General features: G+C 68.4%; 13 protein-coding genes. 2 read left to right on the forward strand and 11 right to left on the reverse strand.

What is annotated here, in order from left to right:
• Positions 1-162: 162 nt before the first annotated feature.
• Both VGL85_RS16555 and VGL85_RS16560 read right to left on the reverse strand, forming a co-directional pair.
• The gene (locus VGL85_RS16555; RefSeq protein ID WP_331590081.1) at positions 163-423 is read right to left on the reverse strand and encodes an SWIB/MDM2 domain-containing protein; all 261 of its coding nucleotides are present in this window, start codon (positions 421-423) and stop codon (positions 163-165) included.
• A 152-nt stretch (positions 424-575) separates the two neighbouring features.
• On the reverse strand, positions 576-1,199 hold the full coding sequence (locus tag VGL85_RS16560) for a TetR/AcrR family transcriptional regulator (protein ID WP_331590082.1): 624 nt from the start codon (positions 1,197-1,199) through the stop codon (positions 576-578).
• 124 nt (positions 1,200-1,323) lie between these two features.
• On the opposite strand from VGL85_RS16560, the gene VGL85_RS16565 reads away from it, so the two are divergent.
• Both VGL85_RS16565 and VGL85_RS16570 read left to right on the forward strand, forming a co-directional pair.
• Entirely contained in the window at positions 1,324-1,785 is a 462-nt protein-coding gene (locus VGL85_RS16565; RefSeq protein WP_331590083.1) for an Lrp/AsnC family transcriptional regulator, read from the forward strand.
• Positions 1,786-1,860: 75 nt separating this feature from the next.
• The gene (locus VGL85_RS16570) at positions 1,861-3,489 is read left to right on the forward strand and encodes an AMP-binding protein (protein ID WP_331590084.1); all 1,629 of its coding nucleotides are present in this window, start codon (positions 1,861-1,863) and stop codon (positions 3,487-3,489) included.
• On the opposite strand, the gene VGL85_RS16575 is transcribed toward VGL85_RS16570, so the two are convergent.
• The 9 genes from VGL85_RS16575 to VGL85_RS16615 all read right to left on the reverse strand — a co-directional run.
• Positions 3,486-4,817, reverse strand: a complete 1,332-nt coding sequence (locus VGL85_RS16575; RefSeq protein ID WP_331590085.1) for a M20/M25/M40 family metallo-hydrolase — start codon at positions 4,815-4,817, stop codon at positions 3,486-3,488. The two genes, VGL85_RS16570 and VGL85_RS16575, sit on opposite strands and share 4 nt — an antisense overlap.
• A gap of 28 nt (positions 4,818-4,845) precedes the next feature.
• Positions 4,846-5,229 (reverse strand): helix-turn-helix transcriptional regulator, encoded by a 384-nt coding sequence (locus tag VGL85_RS16580; protein WP_331590086.1) that lies wholly within the window; start codon positions 5,227-5,229, stop codon positions 4,846-4,848.
• Positions 5,230-5,252: 23 nt separating this feature from the next.
• On the reverse strand, positions 5,253-5,486 hold the full coding sequence (locus tag VGL85_RS16585) for a hypothetical protein (RefSeq protein ID WP_331590087.1): 234 nt from the start codon (positions 5,484-5,486) through the stop codon (positions 5,253-5,255).
• A gap of 104 nt (positions 5,487-5,590) precedes the next feature.
• On the reverse strand, positions 5,591-6,643 hold the full coding sequence (galE, locus tag VGL85_RS16590) for a UDP-glucose 4-epimerase GalE (protein WP_331590088.1): 1,053 nt from the start codon (positions 6,641-6,643) through the stop codon (positions 5,591-5,593).
• A gap of 46 nt (positions 6,644-6,689) precedes the next feature.
• Positions 6,690-7,526 (reverse strand): SMP-30/gluconolactonase/LRE family protein, encoded by an 837-nt coding sequence (locus tag VGL85_RS16595; RefSeq protein WP_331590089.1) that lies wholly within the window; start codon positions 7,524-7,526, stop codon positions 6,690-6,692.
• Positions 7,527-7,566: 40 nt separating this feature from the next.
• On the reverse strand, positions 7,567-9,018 hold the full coding sequence (locus VGL85_RS16600) for a glutamate synthase subunit beta (RefSeq protein WP_331590090.1): 1,452 nt from the start codon (positions 9,016-9,018) through the stop codon (positions 7,567-7,569).
• 25 nt (positions 9,019-9,043) lie between these two features.
• Positions 9,044-13,690, reverse strand: a complete 4,647-nt coding sequence (gltB, locus tag VGL85_RS16605) for a glutamate synthase large subunit (protein WP_331590091.1) — start codon at positions 13,688-13,690, stop codon at positions 9,044-9,046.
• Between the two features lie 217 nt (positions 13,691-13,907).
• Positions 13,908-15,518: an alginate O-acetyltransferase AlgX-related protein gene (locus VGL85_RS16610; RefSeq protein WP_331590092.1), complete on the reverse strand. Its 1,611-nt coding sequence runs from the start codon at positions 15,516-15,518 to the stop codon at positions 13,908-13,910.
• Positions 15,519-15,522: 4 nt separating this feature from the next.
• A partial coding sequence (locus VGL85_RS16615) for an MBOAT family O-acyltransferase (protein ID WP_331590093.1) occupies positions 15,523-16,807 on the reverse strand: 1,285 nt, incomplete at its 5' end.

Genomic DNA, 16,807 nt, shown 5'->3' on the forward strand with positions numbered 1-16,807 from the left:
CGCACACGCGCGATGAATTCCCAGGGGGCGGCGCGTAACCATAGGCCTTAACCATGGCCTCGAAATACAACCAGAACGCAAGAAGCCTCGCCGGCCAAACCGACGAGGCTTCTGCAACCCTTGGCTTGCAGCGAGGCCCCAAGTCCCCGCTGTGGACCAGTCCTACTTCAGGTGACCGGCCAGGTGCTTGTTCATTTCGAACATGCTGACCTTGTCCTTGCCGCCGAAGACCGGCTTCAGCTTGGCGTCGGCCAAGATGTCGCGCTTGTTCTTCGGATCCTGCAGATTGTTCTTCTTGATGTAGTCCCAGATCTTGGAAACCACTTCGCCCCGGGACAGCTGTCCCGAACCGACGACGGCGGCCAGTTGCGGCGACGGCGTGAGCGGCTTCTGCAGGGCGTTGGTCTTCTTGGCGTCTGCCATTTTGTGGGCTCCCCCAGCTAGATATTTAGGCGTCCGAGGCCACACGTCGAATGTGCGTGAACTGAGTCGCTTGGTGGTATGTTGGAGCGCAAACAGCCCCGCGTCACCTAGAGAAACGCAAGGCGCTCCCCCTGCGCGTGCAAAATGGCGATTTAGCCGCTTCCGGACAGCTCTGCCGTGCGTTCCGCCGGCTCCGAAAGACCGGCGCGGACCCGGACGCGCGTGCGACAGGCGCTGAGAATCTCGTCCGCCAATCGGTCGTCCGAGACGGCGCGGGAAAGCGCCACCGCGCCGGCCATCTCGGCCAGCAGGGAGGCGGCCAGGGCGCGCCGCGCCGCGGGCTCCGCATCCGGCAACCAGCGGGAAAGCCCGTTCAGCATACCATCAACGCCCGCATCGAACGCGGCGCGCGCCGCCGCGGGCTGCCGGGCCATGTCGCCGGCCAAGGCCGAGACCGGGCAGCCGCGGGCCGGGTGGTCGCGGTGTTCGCGTGACAGATAGGCCTCGACGAAGGCCGCGAGGGCGGCGGCCGGGGCCAGACCCTGGGCCTGGCGGCCGAAGCGGCGACGGCCCTGGGCGAAGGCGTCCTCGATGGCGGCGACGACCAGGGCGTCCTTGCTGTCGAAGTGGGTGTAGAAGCCGCCATGGGTCAGGCCGGCCTGCGCCATCACCTCGGCCACGCTCACGCCATCGGGGCCCCGCGCGCGGACGGCAGCCGAGGCGGCGCGCAACACCCGGCTGCGGGTCTCGTCCTTGTGGCCTTCGCCGTACCGCACTGCGCCTCCATTTATATGATGATCGTAATTTCCGGGCGCCGCAGCGGCAAGCGGGCTTCGGAGATCATCTGGCGCATGGAGCGCGTGAACTGTAGATCAGGATTCTCAGCCTGGGGGTTCGTGCATGCAGATCGTTCTCGACTCCATCGACCGTCGCATCCTTCGCGAGCTGCAGGCCGACGCCACCGTGCCTATCGCCGAGCTGGCCGAGCGGGCCGGCCTGTCGCAGACGCCCTGCTGGAAGCGGGTGAAGCGGCTGACCGACGCGGGAGTCATCGAGAAGCGCGTCGCGATCCTCGATCGCGACCAGCTGGACCTGGGCCTCGTGGTGTTCGTCTCGATCCGCACCAGCCGCCACGACGAGGACTGGCTGAACGCCTTCGCCAAAGGCGCCTCGGGCCTGCCGGAGGTGGTGGAATTCTATCGGATGAGCGGCGAGACCGACTATCTGCTGAAGGTGGTGGTCAAGGACATCGGGGCCTACGACGCCTTCTACAAGCGCCTGATCGCCGCCGCCCCGTTGCAGGACGTCTCGTCCTCCTTCGCCATGGAGCAGATCAAGTGCACCACAGCGCTGCCGATCTGACCCCACGACACCGTTGACTCCGAAGCGTCGCGAGACGCCAACTTCACCCCAACGACAAGACGTTGGGAGAATGCGGTGACGACCTGGACCTTCGCGGACGTGTGGGAGGCGATCGCCGCCGTCCAGCCTGAGCATCCGGCCTTCATCCAGGGTGATCGGGTCATCACCTGGGGCGAGTTCGACGCCCGGGCCGATGCGCTGGCCGCCCACTTCATCGCCAAGGGCATGGGCCGCCAGGGCAAGGTGGCGGCCTTCCTGTTCAACGGGCCGGAGTACATCGAGAGCTACTACGCGGCCTTCAAGGGCGGCTTCGCGCCGGTGAACACCAACTATCGCTATGGGCCGGAGGAGCTGTTCTACCTGTTCGACAATGCCGACGCCGAGGCGGTGGTGTTCCACGCCAGCTTCACCGAGACGCTGGAAGCGATCCGCGGCCGTCTGCCGGGCGTAAAGGCCTGGGTGGCGGTGGCCGAGCCTGGCCATCCGGTCCCGGCCTGGGCGGACGACTATGAGACCATCGTGGCCAGAGCGCCGGCGCAGCGGCCGACGCGCGCGCCCTGGGGCCGCTCCGGCGACGACCTGCTGCTGCTCTACACCGGCGGCACCACCGGCATGCCCAAGGGTGTGATGTGGGCCCAGGACGACCTGTTCAACGTGATCGGCGCGGGCGGCAACGCGCTGTTGGGCATCCCACCGGCGGAGTCCATCGAGGGGCTGGTGGCAAACCTGCAGACGCCGCAGCACATGCGGCCGACCTCGCTGATCGCCTGCCCGCTGATGCACGGCACCGGCCAGTTCTCGAACCTGATCGCCTTCAACGCCGGCGGCACGGCGGCCTATCTGCCGTCGCGCAAGTTCAACGCCATGGAGCTGTGGGACGAGGTCGACCGGATCGGCGCCACCGCCGTCGTGCTGGTCGGCCTGGCCTTCTCGACTCCGATGCTCGAGGCGCTGGAAGCCAATCCCTGCCGTTGGGATCTTTCGACGGTGAAGGCGATGAGCTCTTCCGGCTCCATGTGGAGCCAGGAGAACAAGCGCGGCCTGCTGAGCTACGCCAAGAACGCCATGATCTTCGACAGCTTCGGCTCGTCGGAGGCGGTGGGCCTGGGCGTTTCGGCCTCGGCGCCGGGGGCGGAGGCGCAGACGGCGGCCTTCATCATCGGCCCCAACTGTTCGGTGTTCACCGAGGATGGCCGGCGCGTCGAGCCCGGATCCGGCGAGCGCGGCCTGGTGGCGGTGACCGGCTTCCTGCCGCAGGGCTACTACAAGGACGCCGAGAAGACCGCCAAGACCTTCAAAACCATGGAAGGCGTGCGCTGGAGCGTGCCGGGCGACTGGGCGGAGGTGAACACCGACGGGACGCTGAAGCTGCTGGGCCGCGGCTCGGTCTGCATCAACACCGGCGGCGAGAAGGTCTTCCCCGAGGAGGTCGAGGAGGCGCTGAAAACCCATCCGGTGGTGCGCGACGCCGTGGTGGTGGGCCTGCCCGACGCGCGGTTCGGCGAGCGGATCTGCGCGGTCGTGGAGACCGCCGAGACGCCCAGCCTGGCGGAGCTGTCGGAGCACGTGCGCCTGACCCTGGCCGGCTACAAGGCGCCCCGCGAGCTGGTGCTGGTGGACAGCATCGGCCGCGCCCCGAACGGCAAGGTGGACTACAAGGCGGTGAAAGACCGGGCCGTCGCGGCGCTGGGGGTCAGCGCCTAGGGTCTGGGCCGCGGCTCCTTGGCGAGCCGGGCCATGAGCAGGGCGGCGCGTTCGGCCTGGACATCCATGGTCTTGAGGTCGGCGGTTTCGCCGGGCGCGTGGGCCCCCTCGCCGCCCATGCCAAGGCCCAGCAAGCCGGGCAGAAACGACACCAGGGCGATGTCGCCGGCGCCGCGCTTGTCGGGGTCGCCTTCGGGCATCTGCGGCAGGCCGAGCGAGGTGTTCACCTGGTTCAGCTTGGCCAGCAGCTTGCGGCTGGCCTCGGTGGGGGCCATGGCCGGATAGCCGGTGTCGGCAAAACTGATCTCGGCCTGCGTCTTCGGCAGGTGCTTGGCGACGATGGCGGCCATCTTGGCGCGGACGCGGGCCTCCTGCTCGGGCGAGAGCGTGCGGATATCGCCCATGGCGATGGCCTCGGCGGAGATGACGTTGGACTTGCCTGAGGCGGTGGCGCCGGTCTCGGTGGGGTTGATCGTCGCCTGCGAGCCGCCGGAGATCAGGCCCACATTGTAGGTCAGGTGCGGCTCGGGCAGCTCGCGGCGGAAGTCGTCCAGGATGCGCGCCAGCTCATAGATCGCCCCACAGCCGGCCTGCGGCGTGCAGACGCCGGACGAGTGGCCGGACTTGGCGTGCGCCCGCACGGTCCAGGCGCCGGAGGAGCGCCGGGCGATCGAGCCGATGTCCTGGCCGTTCTGTCGGGCGAGGCCCTCGAATTCCAGGGCGACGTCGTTGGCGTGGCCGGCGTCGATCAGGTCCTTGCGGTCGACGGCCAGCGGCGCGCCGCGCTTTTCCTCATCGCCGGTCATGACGACGGTGATGTCGGCGTCCTTCAGCGTGCCGGCCGCCTGCATGGCGCGCAGGGCAGCGATCATGATCACATCGCCGCCCTTCATGTCGCTGGTGCCGGGTCCCTCGACGATGTCGTTGCCCTTCAGGGTCCAGCCCTGGAAGGGGCTGTCGAGCTCGAAGACCGTGTCCAGGTGGCCGATCAGCAGCATGTGCACGCCGCGGCCACTGCCCTTGTGGATCGCCACCAGATGGCCGGCGCGGTTGGCCGCGGCCATAGGCGACCAGCGGACCTGGAAGCCCAGGGGCTCAAGCTCGGCGCGCACCATCTGGCCCACCTGCTCGACGCCCTTGAAGTTCATGCTGCCGGAATTGACCAGCACGAGGCTCTCCAAGAGCTTCAGGTTGCGGGCGTGGTCGGCCTGGACGGTCTCCACCATCTTGCGCTCGGCGGGGTCGCTGGGCGCGGCGCAGCCGATCCCCGGTGCGGCCATGGCGAGGGCGAGGCCGGCGGCGGCCGTCAGCAGCAAAGTCTTGAACATGGTTCCTCCCCCGCGATGCGGGCGAGGCTTAGACCGCTTTCAGACTGCGGACAAATTCCACCAAGGTGGCCCTGGGCGCGCCGCGCGGCAGCATAGAATAGGCCTTCAGCAACTCCAGCGCGCCGGGCTCGGCCAGCAGGGCGGCGACCTCGTCGATGGCGCCGCTGGCGGCCGGATTGATCTCGCCGAACATCTCCGAGACCGGGGCCTGCAGGGTGGCGGCGATGCGCGAGAGCATCGAGGCTGAGACGCGGTTCGCGCCGCGCTCGTACTTCTGGATCTGCTGAAAGGTGACCCCGGCCGCTTCGGCCAGCGCCTGCTGGGACATGCCACGCACCTTGCGCAGCAGGCGGATTCGCGCGCCTACGGCGATGTCGATCGGATCGGCTAAGGTTTCAGGCTTACGGGCCATGGAATCTCCGGAACCCAAAGGAACTAGCGCGTCCGACGCGCGGAGTCATCGGTCGGCGGCGCCCACTCCGCCTGGGCCACGCCGGGGTCACTGATCAGGTAGCAGGCTTCGGCGATGGCGATGCCCACCGCGCGCCGCAGCGCCCCGGCCGCCGGATTCAGCCGTTCGAACGCCATCAGCTCCTCCTCGTAGGGGCCCAGGATCTCCAACAGATTCCGCGCCAGCGCGGTTTCGCGCCCAGTCTCCGCTTGGCTCATGAAGTCCCCCAGAGTTCGATCGGAAGCTTGGCCATGGCGGAACCGAATGCAAGACGCCGCAGCCCGGATTGTTCCGCATACGGTGACGCTTATCGCCGCAGGGGTTAATTGGAGGCGCTGGCCTTGGCGCGCCGCGTGGGGTCCCGGCGGCCCGCGCCATAGCGCGGATCACGTTCCCAGCGCAGGGCGTCCTCGACGATCCGGTCGAGGGACGAACATCGAGGCGTCCAACCCAGGAGGCGGCGGGCGCGGGCTGGGTCGGCCACCAGGCTGGGCGGGTCGCCGGCGCGACGGCCGCCTATGCTGTGCGGGACGGGCGCGCCCACCGCCTTGCCCACCGCGGCCACCACCTGGGAGACCGAGCGGCCTTCGCCCGTGCCGACATTGATCGCCTCGAAGGTCCCGCTCGGCAGGTCGACGTTCAGCGCCGCCACATGGGCCGCCGCCAGGTCGCTGACGTGGATGTAGTCGCGCAGGCAGGTGCCGTCCGGCGTCTGGAAGTCCTGGCCGAAGATGGTCAGCGGCTTGCCGTCGCCGAGCGCCGCGGCGATGGCCAGGGGCAACAGGTGGGTTTCCGGCTCGTGGGCCTCGCCGATCAGGCCGGAGGGGTCGGCGCCCGAGGCGTTGAAGTAGCGCAACGCCACCGCGGTCAGGCCATAGGCCCGGCATTGGGCGGCGATCAGCCACTCGGCCGCCAGCTTGGTCGCGCCGTAGGGGCTGTCGGGCGCCTTGTCGGCCTCCTCGGCCAGCGATTCCTGGACGCTGCGCTCACCCTGGCCGTAGACCGCCGCGCTGGAGGAGAACACCAGCCGGCCGACGCCCTTCTCGCGCATGACGCTGAGCAGGCCGATGGTGCCCCCGACGTTGATGTCCCAGAAGAGATCCGGCTGGACGGTCGAGCGGCCCACCTCGATCAGGCCGGCGAAATGGATGACGGCCTTGATGTCGTGGTCGGCGATGGCGTCACCCAGCGCCGCGCGGTCGCGCAGGTCGCCATGGACCAAGGGCCCCCAGCGCACCGCCTCGCGGAAGCCGGAGCTGAGGTTGTCGTAGACCACCGGCAGGAAGCCCTGCTCATGCAGCGCCTTAGCGGTGTGGGCGCCGATGTAGCCGGCCCCGCCGGTGACCAGTACGGCCGTTTGCGATCCGCGATCCATCCGCCCCTTTTCCCACCGACCGGTTGAAATTCCCCTAGCTCCCGCCTCAGCCGGCGAACAGTGGCAGCGACAGCCCCTTGATACCCGTCTCGACGGCGAATAGGCCGCCGGCCAGCGGCTGTTGCGGTCGCGCGCCCAGCGGCAGCTCGTCCCAGGCGCTGGTGATGAAGAGCGTGGTCATGTCCTCCCCGCCGAAGGCGCAGCTGGTCGGGTTCTGCACCGGCATCGGGATCACCCGCTCGATCGAGCCGTCGGGGGCGTAACGCGCCACCCGCCAGCCACCCCACTGTGCGTTCCAGAGATAGCCGTCAGCGTCCACCGCCGAGCCGTCCGGGCTGGCCGGCGCGCCGGCCGTGTGGGCGAACATCCTGACCTTCGAGAGGTCGTCCATCGGATGGGCGAAGATGGTCTGGAGTTTTGAGTCGACCATGTAGAGGGTCTTGCCGTCCGGGCTCATGGAGATGGTGTTGGGCACGTGGATGCCGCTCAACATCTGCTGGGTCTCCAGATCCGGGCCGGTGCGGAACACGCTGCCCGGCCGTTCGCCATGGTTGTCGTCCATGGTCGACCACCAGAAGTTCCCGAAGATATCGATCTTGCCGTCATTGGTCCGGAAGCCCTCCGGCAGCTCATAGGCGCGGACCATCTCCAGCGTGCCACGGACAGGATCGCAGAACGCCAGGCCCTTGTCGGTCGCAATGATCAGGCCGCCCTGGGCGCGGGGCGCGCCGGCGCTGGCGCGGAACGGCAGGTCGAAGGCGCCGCGCGCGTCGGTCTTGGGCTCGTACCAGGCCAGCCGCTTGCCCTTGATGTCGAACCAGTAGAGGCGGCCTTCGAACGGCGACCAGCAGGGGCCCTCGCCCAACCGGTCGTCGGATTTCACGAGGCAGCGGAGTTCCATGGGCGTTGGCATGCCGGGCGACTTAGCGCGGCAGCTTGGAGATTCCCATCAAAGCTTCGTCGACGGCGCGGGCGCACTGGCGGCCTTCGCGGATCGCCCAGACCACCAGGGACTGACCGCGGCGCATGTCGCCGCACGCGAAGATGTTGCGCTGGCTGGTCTGGTAGTTGGCGACGTTGGCGGCCACGTTACCGCGCGGATCGAGCTCGACGCCGGCGTTCTCCACCAGGCCGGCGCGGGTGGGGCCCAGGAAGCCCATGGCGAAGAGCACGAGGTCGGCCTTCAGCGTGAACTCCGAGCCCGCGACTTCGCGCGTCTCCATCCGGCCGTCGGCGCCCGCGACCCACTCGAGACGCACGCATTCCATGGCGGTGACCTTGCCGTCCTTGCCGAGGAACCGCTTGGTGGCGACGGCGAAGTCGCGCTCGCAGCCCTCCTCCTGGCTCGACGAGACGCGTAGCTTCAGCGGCCAGTCGGGCCAGGTCAGCGCCTTGTTCTCCCGCTCCGGCGGCTGCGGCATGATCTCCAGTTGGGTGACCGAGGCCGCGCCCTGGCGGTTGGAGGTGCCGATGCAGTCGGACCCGGTGTCGCCGCCGCCGATCACCACCACATGCTTGCCCTTAGCCGAGATCGCGCCCTTTGGTGCGGCGATGGCCTCTGCGTCACCGGCGTTGCGCTTGTTCTGCTGGGTCAGGAACGTCATGGCGAAATGGACGCCGTCCAGCTCCCGGCCCGGGACCTCCAGGTCGCGCGGCGCCTCGGCCCCGCCGGCCATCACCAGGACGTCGTAGTCGTCCAGCAGGCGCTGCGCCGAGACCGTGACCCCAACCTCGAAGCCGGTGCGGAAGATCACGCCCTCGGCCTCCATCTGGCGGATCCGCCGGTCGATGAGCGGCTTCTCCATCTTGAAGTCTGGGATGCCGTAGCGCAGCAGGCCGCCGATCCGGTCGGACTTCTCGAAGATGGTGGGCGCGTGGCCGGCGCGGGCCAGCTGTTGCGCACAGGCCAGGCCCGCGGGGCCGGAGCCCACCACGGCCACGCGTTTGCCGGTGCCGCGCGGCGACATCTGCGGCTGGATCCAGCCCTCGTCCCAACCGCGGTCGACGATCTGGCATTCGATCGTCTTGATGGTCACCGGCGTGTCCGGGATGTTCAGCGTACAGGACGCCTCGCAGGGCGCGGGGCAGACGCGGCCGGTGAACTCTGGGAAGTTGTTGGTCGACTGCAGGTTCTCCAGCGCCGCCTTCCACTGGTCGCGGTAGACCAGGTTGTTGAAGTCGGGGATCTGGTTGTTGACCGGGCAGCCCTGGTGACAGAACGGGATGCCGCAATCCATGCAGCGCGAGGCCTGCCGCGAAACCTCGGTCAGCGGCAGGGGTTGGACGAACTCCTTCCAGGTCTTCAGGCGCTCGGCCACCTTGTCGTAGGTGCGGTCGCTGCGCTCGATCTCAAGGAAGCCGGTGGGCTTGCCCATCGGGTTGGTCTCCGGAACTAGGTGTCTATTCGGCGGCGACGGCGGCGGCCGTCGCGCGTTCGGCGGCCATGTCGCGCAGGGCCTTGGCGTAGTCGGTGGGCATCACCTTCACGAAGGACGACAGCGCCTTGTCCCAGTTGGCCAGAATCTCGGCGGCGCGCGCGCTCTTGGTGTGCAGGTGGTGGCGTTCGATGAGGATCTTCAGCCGCTCGGCGTCGAAGCGCAGCATGTCGCCCATGCCGGCGTTCTCCACCGAGACCGATCGCTGCTTGGGCGTCTGGGCGTCGTCGGCCTCGTTCGCCGCGGCGGCCGGGCCGATCTTCTCGAGCTCGACCATCGCCTTGTTGCACAGGGCCTCGAAGCGGCCGGCCGGGTCGTAGACATAGGCCACCCCGCCGCTCATGCCTGCGGCGAAGTTGCGGCCGGTGTCGCCCAGCACCACGACGACGCCGCCGGTCATGTATTCGCAGCCGTGGTCGCCTAGGCCCTCGACCACCGCCACGGCGCCGGAGTTACGCACGGCGAAGCGCTCGCCGGCCACGCCCTCGAAATAGGCCTCGCCGGCGATGGCGCCGTAGAGCACCGTGTTGCCGACGATGATGTTGCGGGTGGGCTCGCGACGCGCCTGCGGCGGCTGGCGCACCACCACCCGGCCGCCGGAGAGGCCCTTGCCCACATAGTCGTTGGCGTCGCCGATCAGCTCCAGCGAGACGCCGCGCGCGGCGAAGGCGCCGAAGCTCTGGCCCGCGTTGCCGGTGAAGCTGAGCGAGATGGTGTCTTCCGCCAAGCCCGCGTGGCCGTAACGCCGGGCCAGCTCGCCGGAGAGCATGGCGCCCACCGTGCGGTTGACGTTCTTCACCGCATATTCGCGGCGCATGGGCTTGCCGTGCTCCAGCGCCTGGGCGGCGTCAGCGATCAGGGTGTTGTCCAGCGCCCGGCCCAGGCCGTGATCCTGGCGATCCTGGTTCCAGAGGCCCTTGGCGGCTTCGGCGGGGCCGGCGTGCAGGATGCGCGACAGGTCGACGCCCTGCGCCTTCCAATGCTCGATGGCGGGCGACAAGTCGATGCGGTCGACGCGGCCGATCATCTCGTTGACCGTCGCAAAGCCCATCTCGGCCATGATCGCCCTGAGCTCTTCGGCGACGAAGAAGAAGTAATTGATCACGTGCTCAGGCTGGCCTGTGAAGCGCGCGCGCAGCACCGGGTCCTGGGTCGCCACGCCCACCGGGCAGGTGTTGAGGTGGCATTTGCGCATCATGATGCAGCCGGCGGCGATCAGCGGCGCGGTGGCGAAGCCGAACTCGTCAGCGCCAAGCAAAGCCCCGATGGCCACGTCGCGCCCGGTGCGCAGACCGCCGTCCACCTGCACGGCGATACGGGTCCGGAGCCCGTTCAGCAGCAGGGTCTGCTGGGTCTCGGCCAGTCCGATCTCCCAGGGCGAGCCGGCGTGGGTGAGCGAGGTCAGCGGCGAAGCGCCCGTGCCGCCCTCGAACCCCGAGATGGTCACATGGTCGGCGCGCGCCTTGGCCACACCGGCGGCGACTGTGCCGACGCCCACCTCGGAGACCAGTTTCACTGAGATCCGAGCACGTTGATTGACGTTCTTCAGATCGTGGATGAGCTGAGCCAGGTCCTCGATCGAATAGATGTCGTGGTGCGGCGGCGGACTGATCAGACCGACGCCCGGGGTCGAGTGGCGCACCCGGGCGATGTTTTTGTCGACCTTGTAGCCGGGCAGCTGGCCACCCTCCCCGGGCTTGGCGCCCTGGGCCATCTTGATCTGGATGTCGTCGGCGTTGACCAGATACTCCGTAGTGACGCCGAACCGGCCCGAGGCCACCTGCTTGATGGCCGAGCGCATGGAATCGCCGTTCGGCAGCGGCTTGAACCGGTCGCTCTCCTCGCCGCCCTCGCCGGTGTTGGACCGGCCGCCGATGCGGTTCATGGCGACGGCGAGCGTGGTGTGCGCCTCGCGGCTGATCGAGCCGAAGCTCATGGCGCCGGTGGCGAAGCGCTTGACGATCTCGGCCGCCGGCTCGACCTCGTCGATCGACAGCGGCTTTTCCGCCGGCTTCAGCCGCATCAGGCCACGCAGGGTGAGCAGGCGTTCGGATTGCTCGTTGATGCTCTGGGCGAAGGTCTTGTAGGCCTCCGACTGGTTGCCGCGCACGGCGTGCTGCAGGGCGCCGATGGTTTCCGGCGTCCAGGCGTGCGCCTCGCCGCGCAGGCGGAAGGCGTACCCGCCGCCGACGTCGAGCATGTTGCGGTAGATCGGGTTGTCGCCATAGGCGTCGCGGTGGCGGCGCACGGCCTCGCCGGCGATCTCCGCTAGGCCCACGCCTTCGATCGTGGACGCGGTGCCGGTGAAGTACTTCTCGATCAGGCCGGACGACAGGCCCACGGCGTCGAAGATCTGGGCGCCGCAATAGGACTGGTAGGTGGAGATGCCCATCTTGGACATCACCTTCAACACGCCCTTGCCGATGGCCTTGATGTAGTTCTTCCGCACCTCATAAGCGGTCTGGGAAAGACCGTTCTGGATGCGCAGGGCTTCCAGGGTCTCGAACGCGAGGTAGGGGTTCACGGCTTCCGCGCCGTAGCCCGCCAGGACACAGAAGTGATGCACCTCGCGCGCCTCGCCGGTCTCGATGACCAGGCCGGTCTGCATGCGCAGACCCTGGCGGATCAGGTGGTGGTGGACGGCGGCGGTGGCCAGCGCAGCCGGGATCGGCGCCCGGTCGGGGCCGGTCGCCCGGTCCGACAGGATGAGGATGTTCATGTCCGCCAGCACCGCGTCGGTCGCATCGCGGCACAGCCGGTCCAAGGCGCCTTCCAGGCCGTTGGCGCCTTCGATCGCGGGCCAGGTGGTGTCGAGCGTGGCGGTGCGGAAGGCGCCGTCCAGCAGGTCGTGCACGGCACGGATCTTGGCCAGGTCCTGGTCGGTGAGGATCGGCTGGGCGACCTCCAGGCGTTTGTGGGCGCCAGCCTGGCGGCCAAGCAGGTTGGGCCTGGGCCCGATCATCGAGACCAGGCTCATCACCAGCTCTTCGCGGATCGGGTCGATCGGCGGATTGGTGACCTGGGCGAAGTTCTGTTTGAAATATTCGTAGAGCAGCTTGGGCCGGCGCGAGAGCACCGCGATCGGGGTGTCCGCGCCCATGGAGCCGATCGGATCGTCGCCCGCCTTGGCCATGGGTTCGAGGAAGAACTGCAGGTCCTCCTGGGTGTAACCGAAGGCCTGCTGGCGATCGAGCAGGGTGGCCGGATCGTTGGAGATCGGGGCCTCGGGCTCGGCGGTCAGGCCAAGCTCCTCCAGCTTGAACTGGGTGTCCGCCAGCCACTCCTCGTAAGGCGCGGCTTCGGAGAGGGTGCGCTTGATCTCCTCATCCTCGATGATGCGGCCTTCTTCCATGTCGATGAGCAGCATCTTGCCGGGCTGGAGCCGCCACTTGCGGACGATCCGCTCCTCCGGCACGTCGAGCACGCCGACCTCGGAGGCCATGATCACATGGTCCTGGTCGGTGATGATAAAGCGCGCTGGGCGCAGGCCGTTGCGATCGAGCGTGGCGCCGATCTGGCGGCCATCGGTGAACGCCACGGCGGCCGGCCCGTCCCAGGGCTCCATCAGAGCGGCGTGGTACTCGTAGAAAGCCCGGCGCTTGGCATCCATCAGCGGATTGCCGGCCCAGGCTTCGGGGATCAGCATCATCACCGCATGGGCCAGCGGGTAGCCGCCGGCCAGCAGCAGCTCCAGCGCATTGTCCAGGCAGGCAGTGTCCGACTGGCCGTGCGGGATGATCGGCCACATCTTGTTGAGGTCCGGCCCCAGGAGGTCGCTCTCCAGGGTGCGCCGGCGCGCGTTCATCCAGTTCACGTTGCCGCGCACCGTGTTGATCTCGCCGTTGTGGGCGATGAACCGGTAGGGGTGCGCCAGGCGCCAGGACGGGAAGGTGTTGGTCGAGAACCGCTGGTGGACCAGGGCCAGCGCCGATTCCGTCAGCGGGTCGGTCAGATCCTTGTAGAAGGTGCCCACCTGGTGGGCGAGCAGCAGGCCCTTGTAGACCACCGTCCGCGTCGACATGGACGGGATGTAGAGCTGGGCCACGGCGGGCATGTTGTGCTTGCGGGCGAGCTCGGTCAGCGGGTTCTGGGTCTGCTTGCGGATCGCCAGCAGCTTGCGCTCATGGGCGTCCTGGTCCCGAACGTTCGGGCCGCGGCCAATGATCGCCTGGCGGATCACCGGCATCTGGGCCAGGACAGCGTCGCCCAGGCCCGTAGTGTCCACCGGCACGTCGCGCCAGCCGATCAGCGGCTGCTTCTCGACGGTCAGGAAATGGCTGAACTGGGCGATGGCGATGGTCCGCGCCGTCTCGTCCTGCGGCAGGAAGCACATCGCCACGGCGTATTCGCCCGCCGGCGGCAGCTCGAGGCCTTCCTTGCCGGCCCAATCGCGCAGCAGGGCGTCGGGGATCTGGATCAGGCAGCCCGCGCCGTCGCCGACCAGGGGGTCCGCGCCCACCGCGCCGCGGTGATCGAGGTTCATCAGGATCTGCAGGCCGCAGTCGATCACCTCGTGCGATTTGCGGCCCTTGATATTGGCCACAAAGCCCACGCCGCACGAGTCATGCTCGTTCGCCGGATCGTACAGTCCCTGCTTCGGGGGGAACCCCATCTCGTCCTCTATCAAACCCCGGCCCATCCTAAGGCCGTCTACTCTTGCGCCGTCTACGCATGCCGAAACGCGGCCAAACCCCGTTTTGTTGAGAGGCTGGTCGTGTTCGCGGGCATTTACCCGGCAAGATCGCCCCTTGTCGATGGGCGGACGGCCGCAGGCGAGGAAGATTCTTCTAATGCCTGCCCCAGGGCGCCTATCGACGGCAATGCGCCTTTCAGGGCGCAACGAGCGCTTGCTTGCCCGTGCAGCCGATCCAGCCGCCTCCGGCGCGGCGATAGGCCACTGGCGCATAGGTCCCGGGCGGCAACCTGCGGATGAAGAAATCGCCCACCAGGCCGCTCGCCTCGCCGTTCGGATTCTTGAAGTAGGCCGCGACGTCGGGCCGCGGCCTGTCCATGTCGATCGGCGCAACGAGCAAGGCGCCGGCCTGACTCTTCAGCCCGATGAGGCCGTGGGGCGAAGTCACGCCACGGCCAAGTTCGGAAAGCCATCCGGATACGCCGAACCGGGCTTGGCCGCCGCTGGACGAGAGCTTGGCGGTCTCGATGTTGCAATTGTCTGTGCGCACGGCCGCGGCGATGGCCGCCGCCTGTTCGCGACTGGCCGGCTCGAGCGTGGGCAGAGCCTGGCCCGCCGCGGCGTGGGCGGCCATGTCGACCAGCATCTTGTCGATGCGGACCATGGTCTGCGGCGAAGGGTCGGGACTGCCGTACATGCTGACCCGCAGGCCGTGCTCGATGGTCTCGCCGATCACCAGGTCGGGCTTGAAGCGGTCGACCAGGTCCGGCCGCCAGGTTCCGTCCTGGTTGTGCGCCAGGATGATCCGGCTGAAGTGCGGCAGGAGCAGCGGCAGCATCTCGTTGGAGAAAGAATCGCGCAGCAGCAGCAGCGTGGGTTTGCCGACCTGACCGGTGTCCAGCTCTTGCGGCGAGGTCCAGTCGGTCTTGTCGGTCAGGAAGGTGCGCTTGAGCGCCGTCTCGCCGGGCGGGTTGATGATGTGCGGATAGTCGATCGACACCTTGTCGCCGACGCCTAGCATTTTTGCGAGATCACGCGGCTGCGCGGAGCTTCCTGGGCCGCCAGGAATCATGACGAAGGCGCTTTCCGGCAACGGCCCTTCGGTCAGGCCCAAGGCGTGCAACCGGGTCATCAGCGCCGCGTAGCCGACATAGGCCCCCTGCCCGTTCCAGTGGGTGTCGTGCAGGCTGTAGAGCGGCGGGCCATTGCGGGCCGCCGCGGCCAGCGCTGGCGTGAGGTCGATCACCTCGCCGAGGTTCGCCTGGCGAACCAGGCGCGGGAGCAACTGGGTCGGGCGGTTCGGGTCCAGCCCGTGCAGCCACCCCGGCGCGAACTGCGGATAGATGATCTCCTTGGCCGGGGCGACGACCATGACGTAGGCGATGCCCCGGGCGCGCAGGTTTTCGGTGCGGCCGGCGAAGGCAGTCAGCCAGGCGCGCAGGTCGGGCCCCGACATGGGCGGGTCGTTGCGCGCCGCCCCCAGGTGCGTGCCGTCGTCGTAGAACAGCCACCCCTGGCGGCCGACGATCACCCGCTCGGAGCCGCTGACCCCCACCATCATGCGTAGCCGGTTCAGATAGCTGATCAGGTACGCACGCCCGGGGAAACGGTCGGCCACATAGGCGTCGCCGGCCTTTCGGAAGGCGTGGATGTCGGCGAGGTGGCGCGGCAAAGCCGGGGCCGCGGCAAGGACGCGGTTCTCCTGGAAATCCGGCTTGGGCAACCAGGCCGGCATGAGCCAGATCGCCGCCATCAGCGCCAGGATGGTCCCGATCAGCAGCCGCCAGTGGAAACTTGAGGCGATCACGGCTTCAGAACCTGAAATAGAGGAAAGGGTTGAGCGTCGAGCCGACCAGCAAGGCGACCGACAGCACAAAACCCGCCGCCAGCAGCGGGATTGGCAGGGCGTGGACCGACCGGGTCTCCAGCCGGGCCGGCAGGTCGGGGCGCGGTGCGCCGGCCAGGGGACGCTTCAGGCGCGCCATGAGGGTCGGCAGCAAGGGCGCGGCAAGCAGCGTCCCGCCCACCAGGGCCGCGACGACCTGGGCGTTGAGCACCACGGCCAGCGCCACATCCTGTCCGGCGACAGCGCCAGGCCACAGCATCCGGCCCAGGTAGCCCAGGGCCTGCGGCAGGCTGTCGGCGCGGAAGAAGACCCAGCCCACCATCACCACCAGCAGGGCGTAGAGGTGGCGCAGCGGCCGCGGCGCCTTCTCCAGCGCCCGGCCCAGGCCGAAGCGCTCCAGCATCAGGAAGGCCCCGTGATACAGGCCCCAGACGATGAACCGCCAGGCCGCGCCATGCCACAGGCCGGTCAGGAAGAAGACGATGAGCAGGTTGCGCACCGTCTGGACCAGGCCATGCCGGTTGCCGCCGAGCGGGATGTAGACGTAGTCGCGGAACCAGGACGACAGGCTCATGTGCCAGCGCCGCCAGAACTCGGTGATCGACTGGGCGATGTAGGGGTAATCGAAGTTCTTCGGGAAGGTGAAGCCCAGCAGGAAGGCCAGGCCGATGGCCATGTTCGAATAGCCGCAGAAGTCGAAATAGATCTGCAGCGTGTAGGCCCAGATCCCCAGCCAGGCGGCGCCGGTTCCCAGATGGGCGAGGCCCAGGCCGAAGGCGTGGTCGGCCAGCGGCGCCACGGTGTTGGCCACCAGCGCCTTCTGGCACAGGCCGACGATGAAGTACTGGATCCCCAGGCCGATGTGGGCGGTGCGCCGCCGGTCGGCGTGCATCTCGTCGCGGATGTCGGCGTAGCGGACGATGGGCCCGGCGATCAGGTGCGGGAACATCAGGATGTAGGCGGCGAAGCGGGCGGGATCGCGCTCCACCTTCACCGCGCCGCGATGCACGTCGACGGCGTAGCTCACCAGCTGGAAGGTGAAGAAGGAGATGCCAAGCGGCAGCCGCTGACGCATTTCCGGCAGCGGCGCGCCCGGCAGCACCAGGTTCAGATTGTGGGCGATGAACGCCGAGTACTTGAAGAAACCCAGGACGGAAAAGTCGGCGACCGCCAGGGCCAGCAGCACCGCGACCCGCCCGCCGCCTCGCAAACGGTCCAGCCCCAACGAACCGGCGTAGTTCAGCCCGATG

The organism is Phenylobacterium sp. (genome assembly GCF_036501465.1).
In the GTDB taxonomy this organism is placed as follows: domain Bacteria; phylum Pseudomonadota; class Alphaproteobacteria; order Caulobacterales; family Caulobacteraceae; genus Phenylobacterium.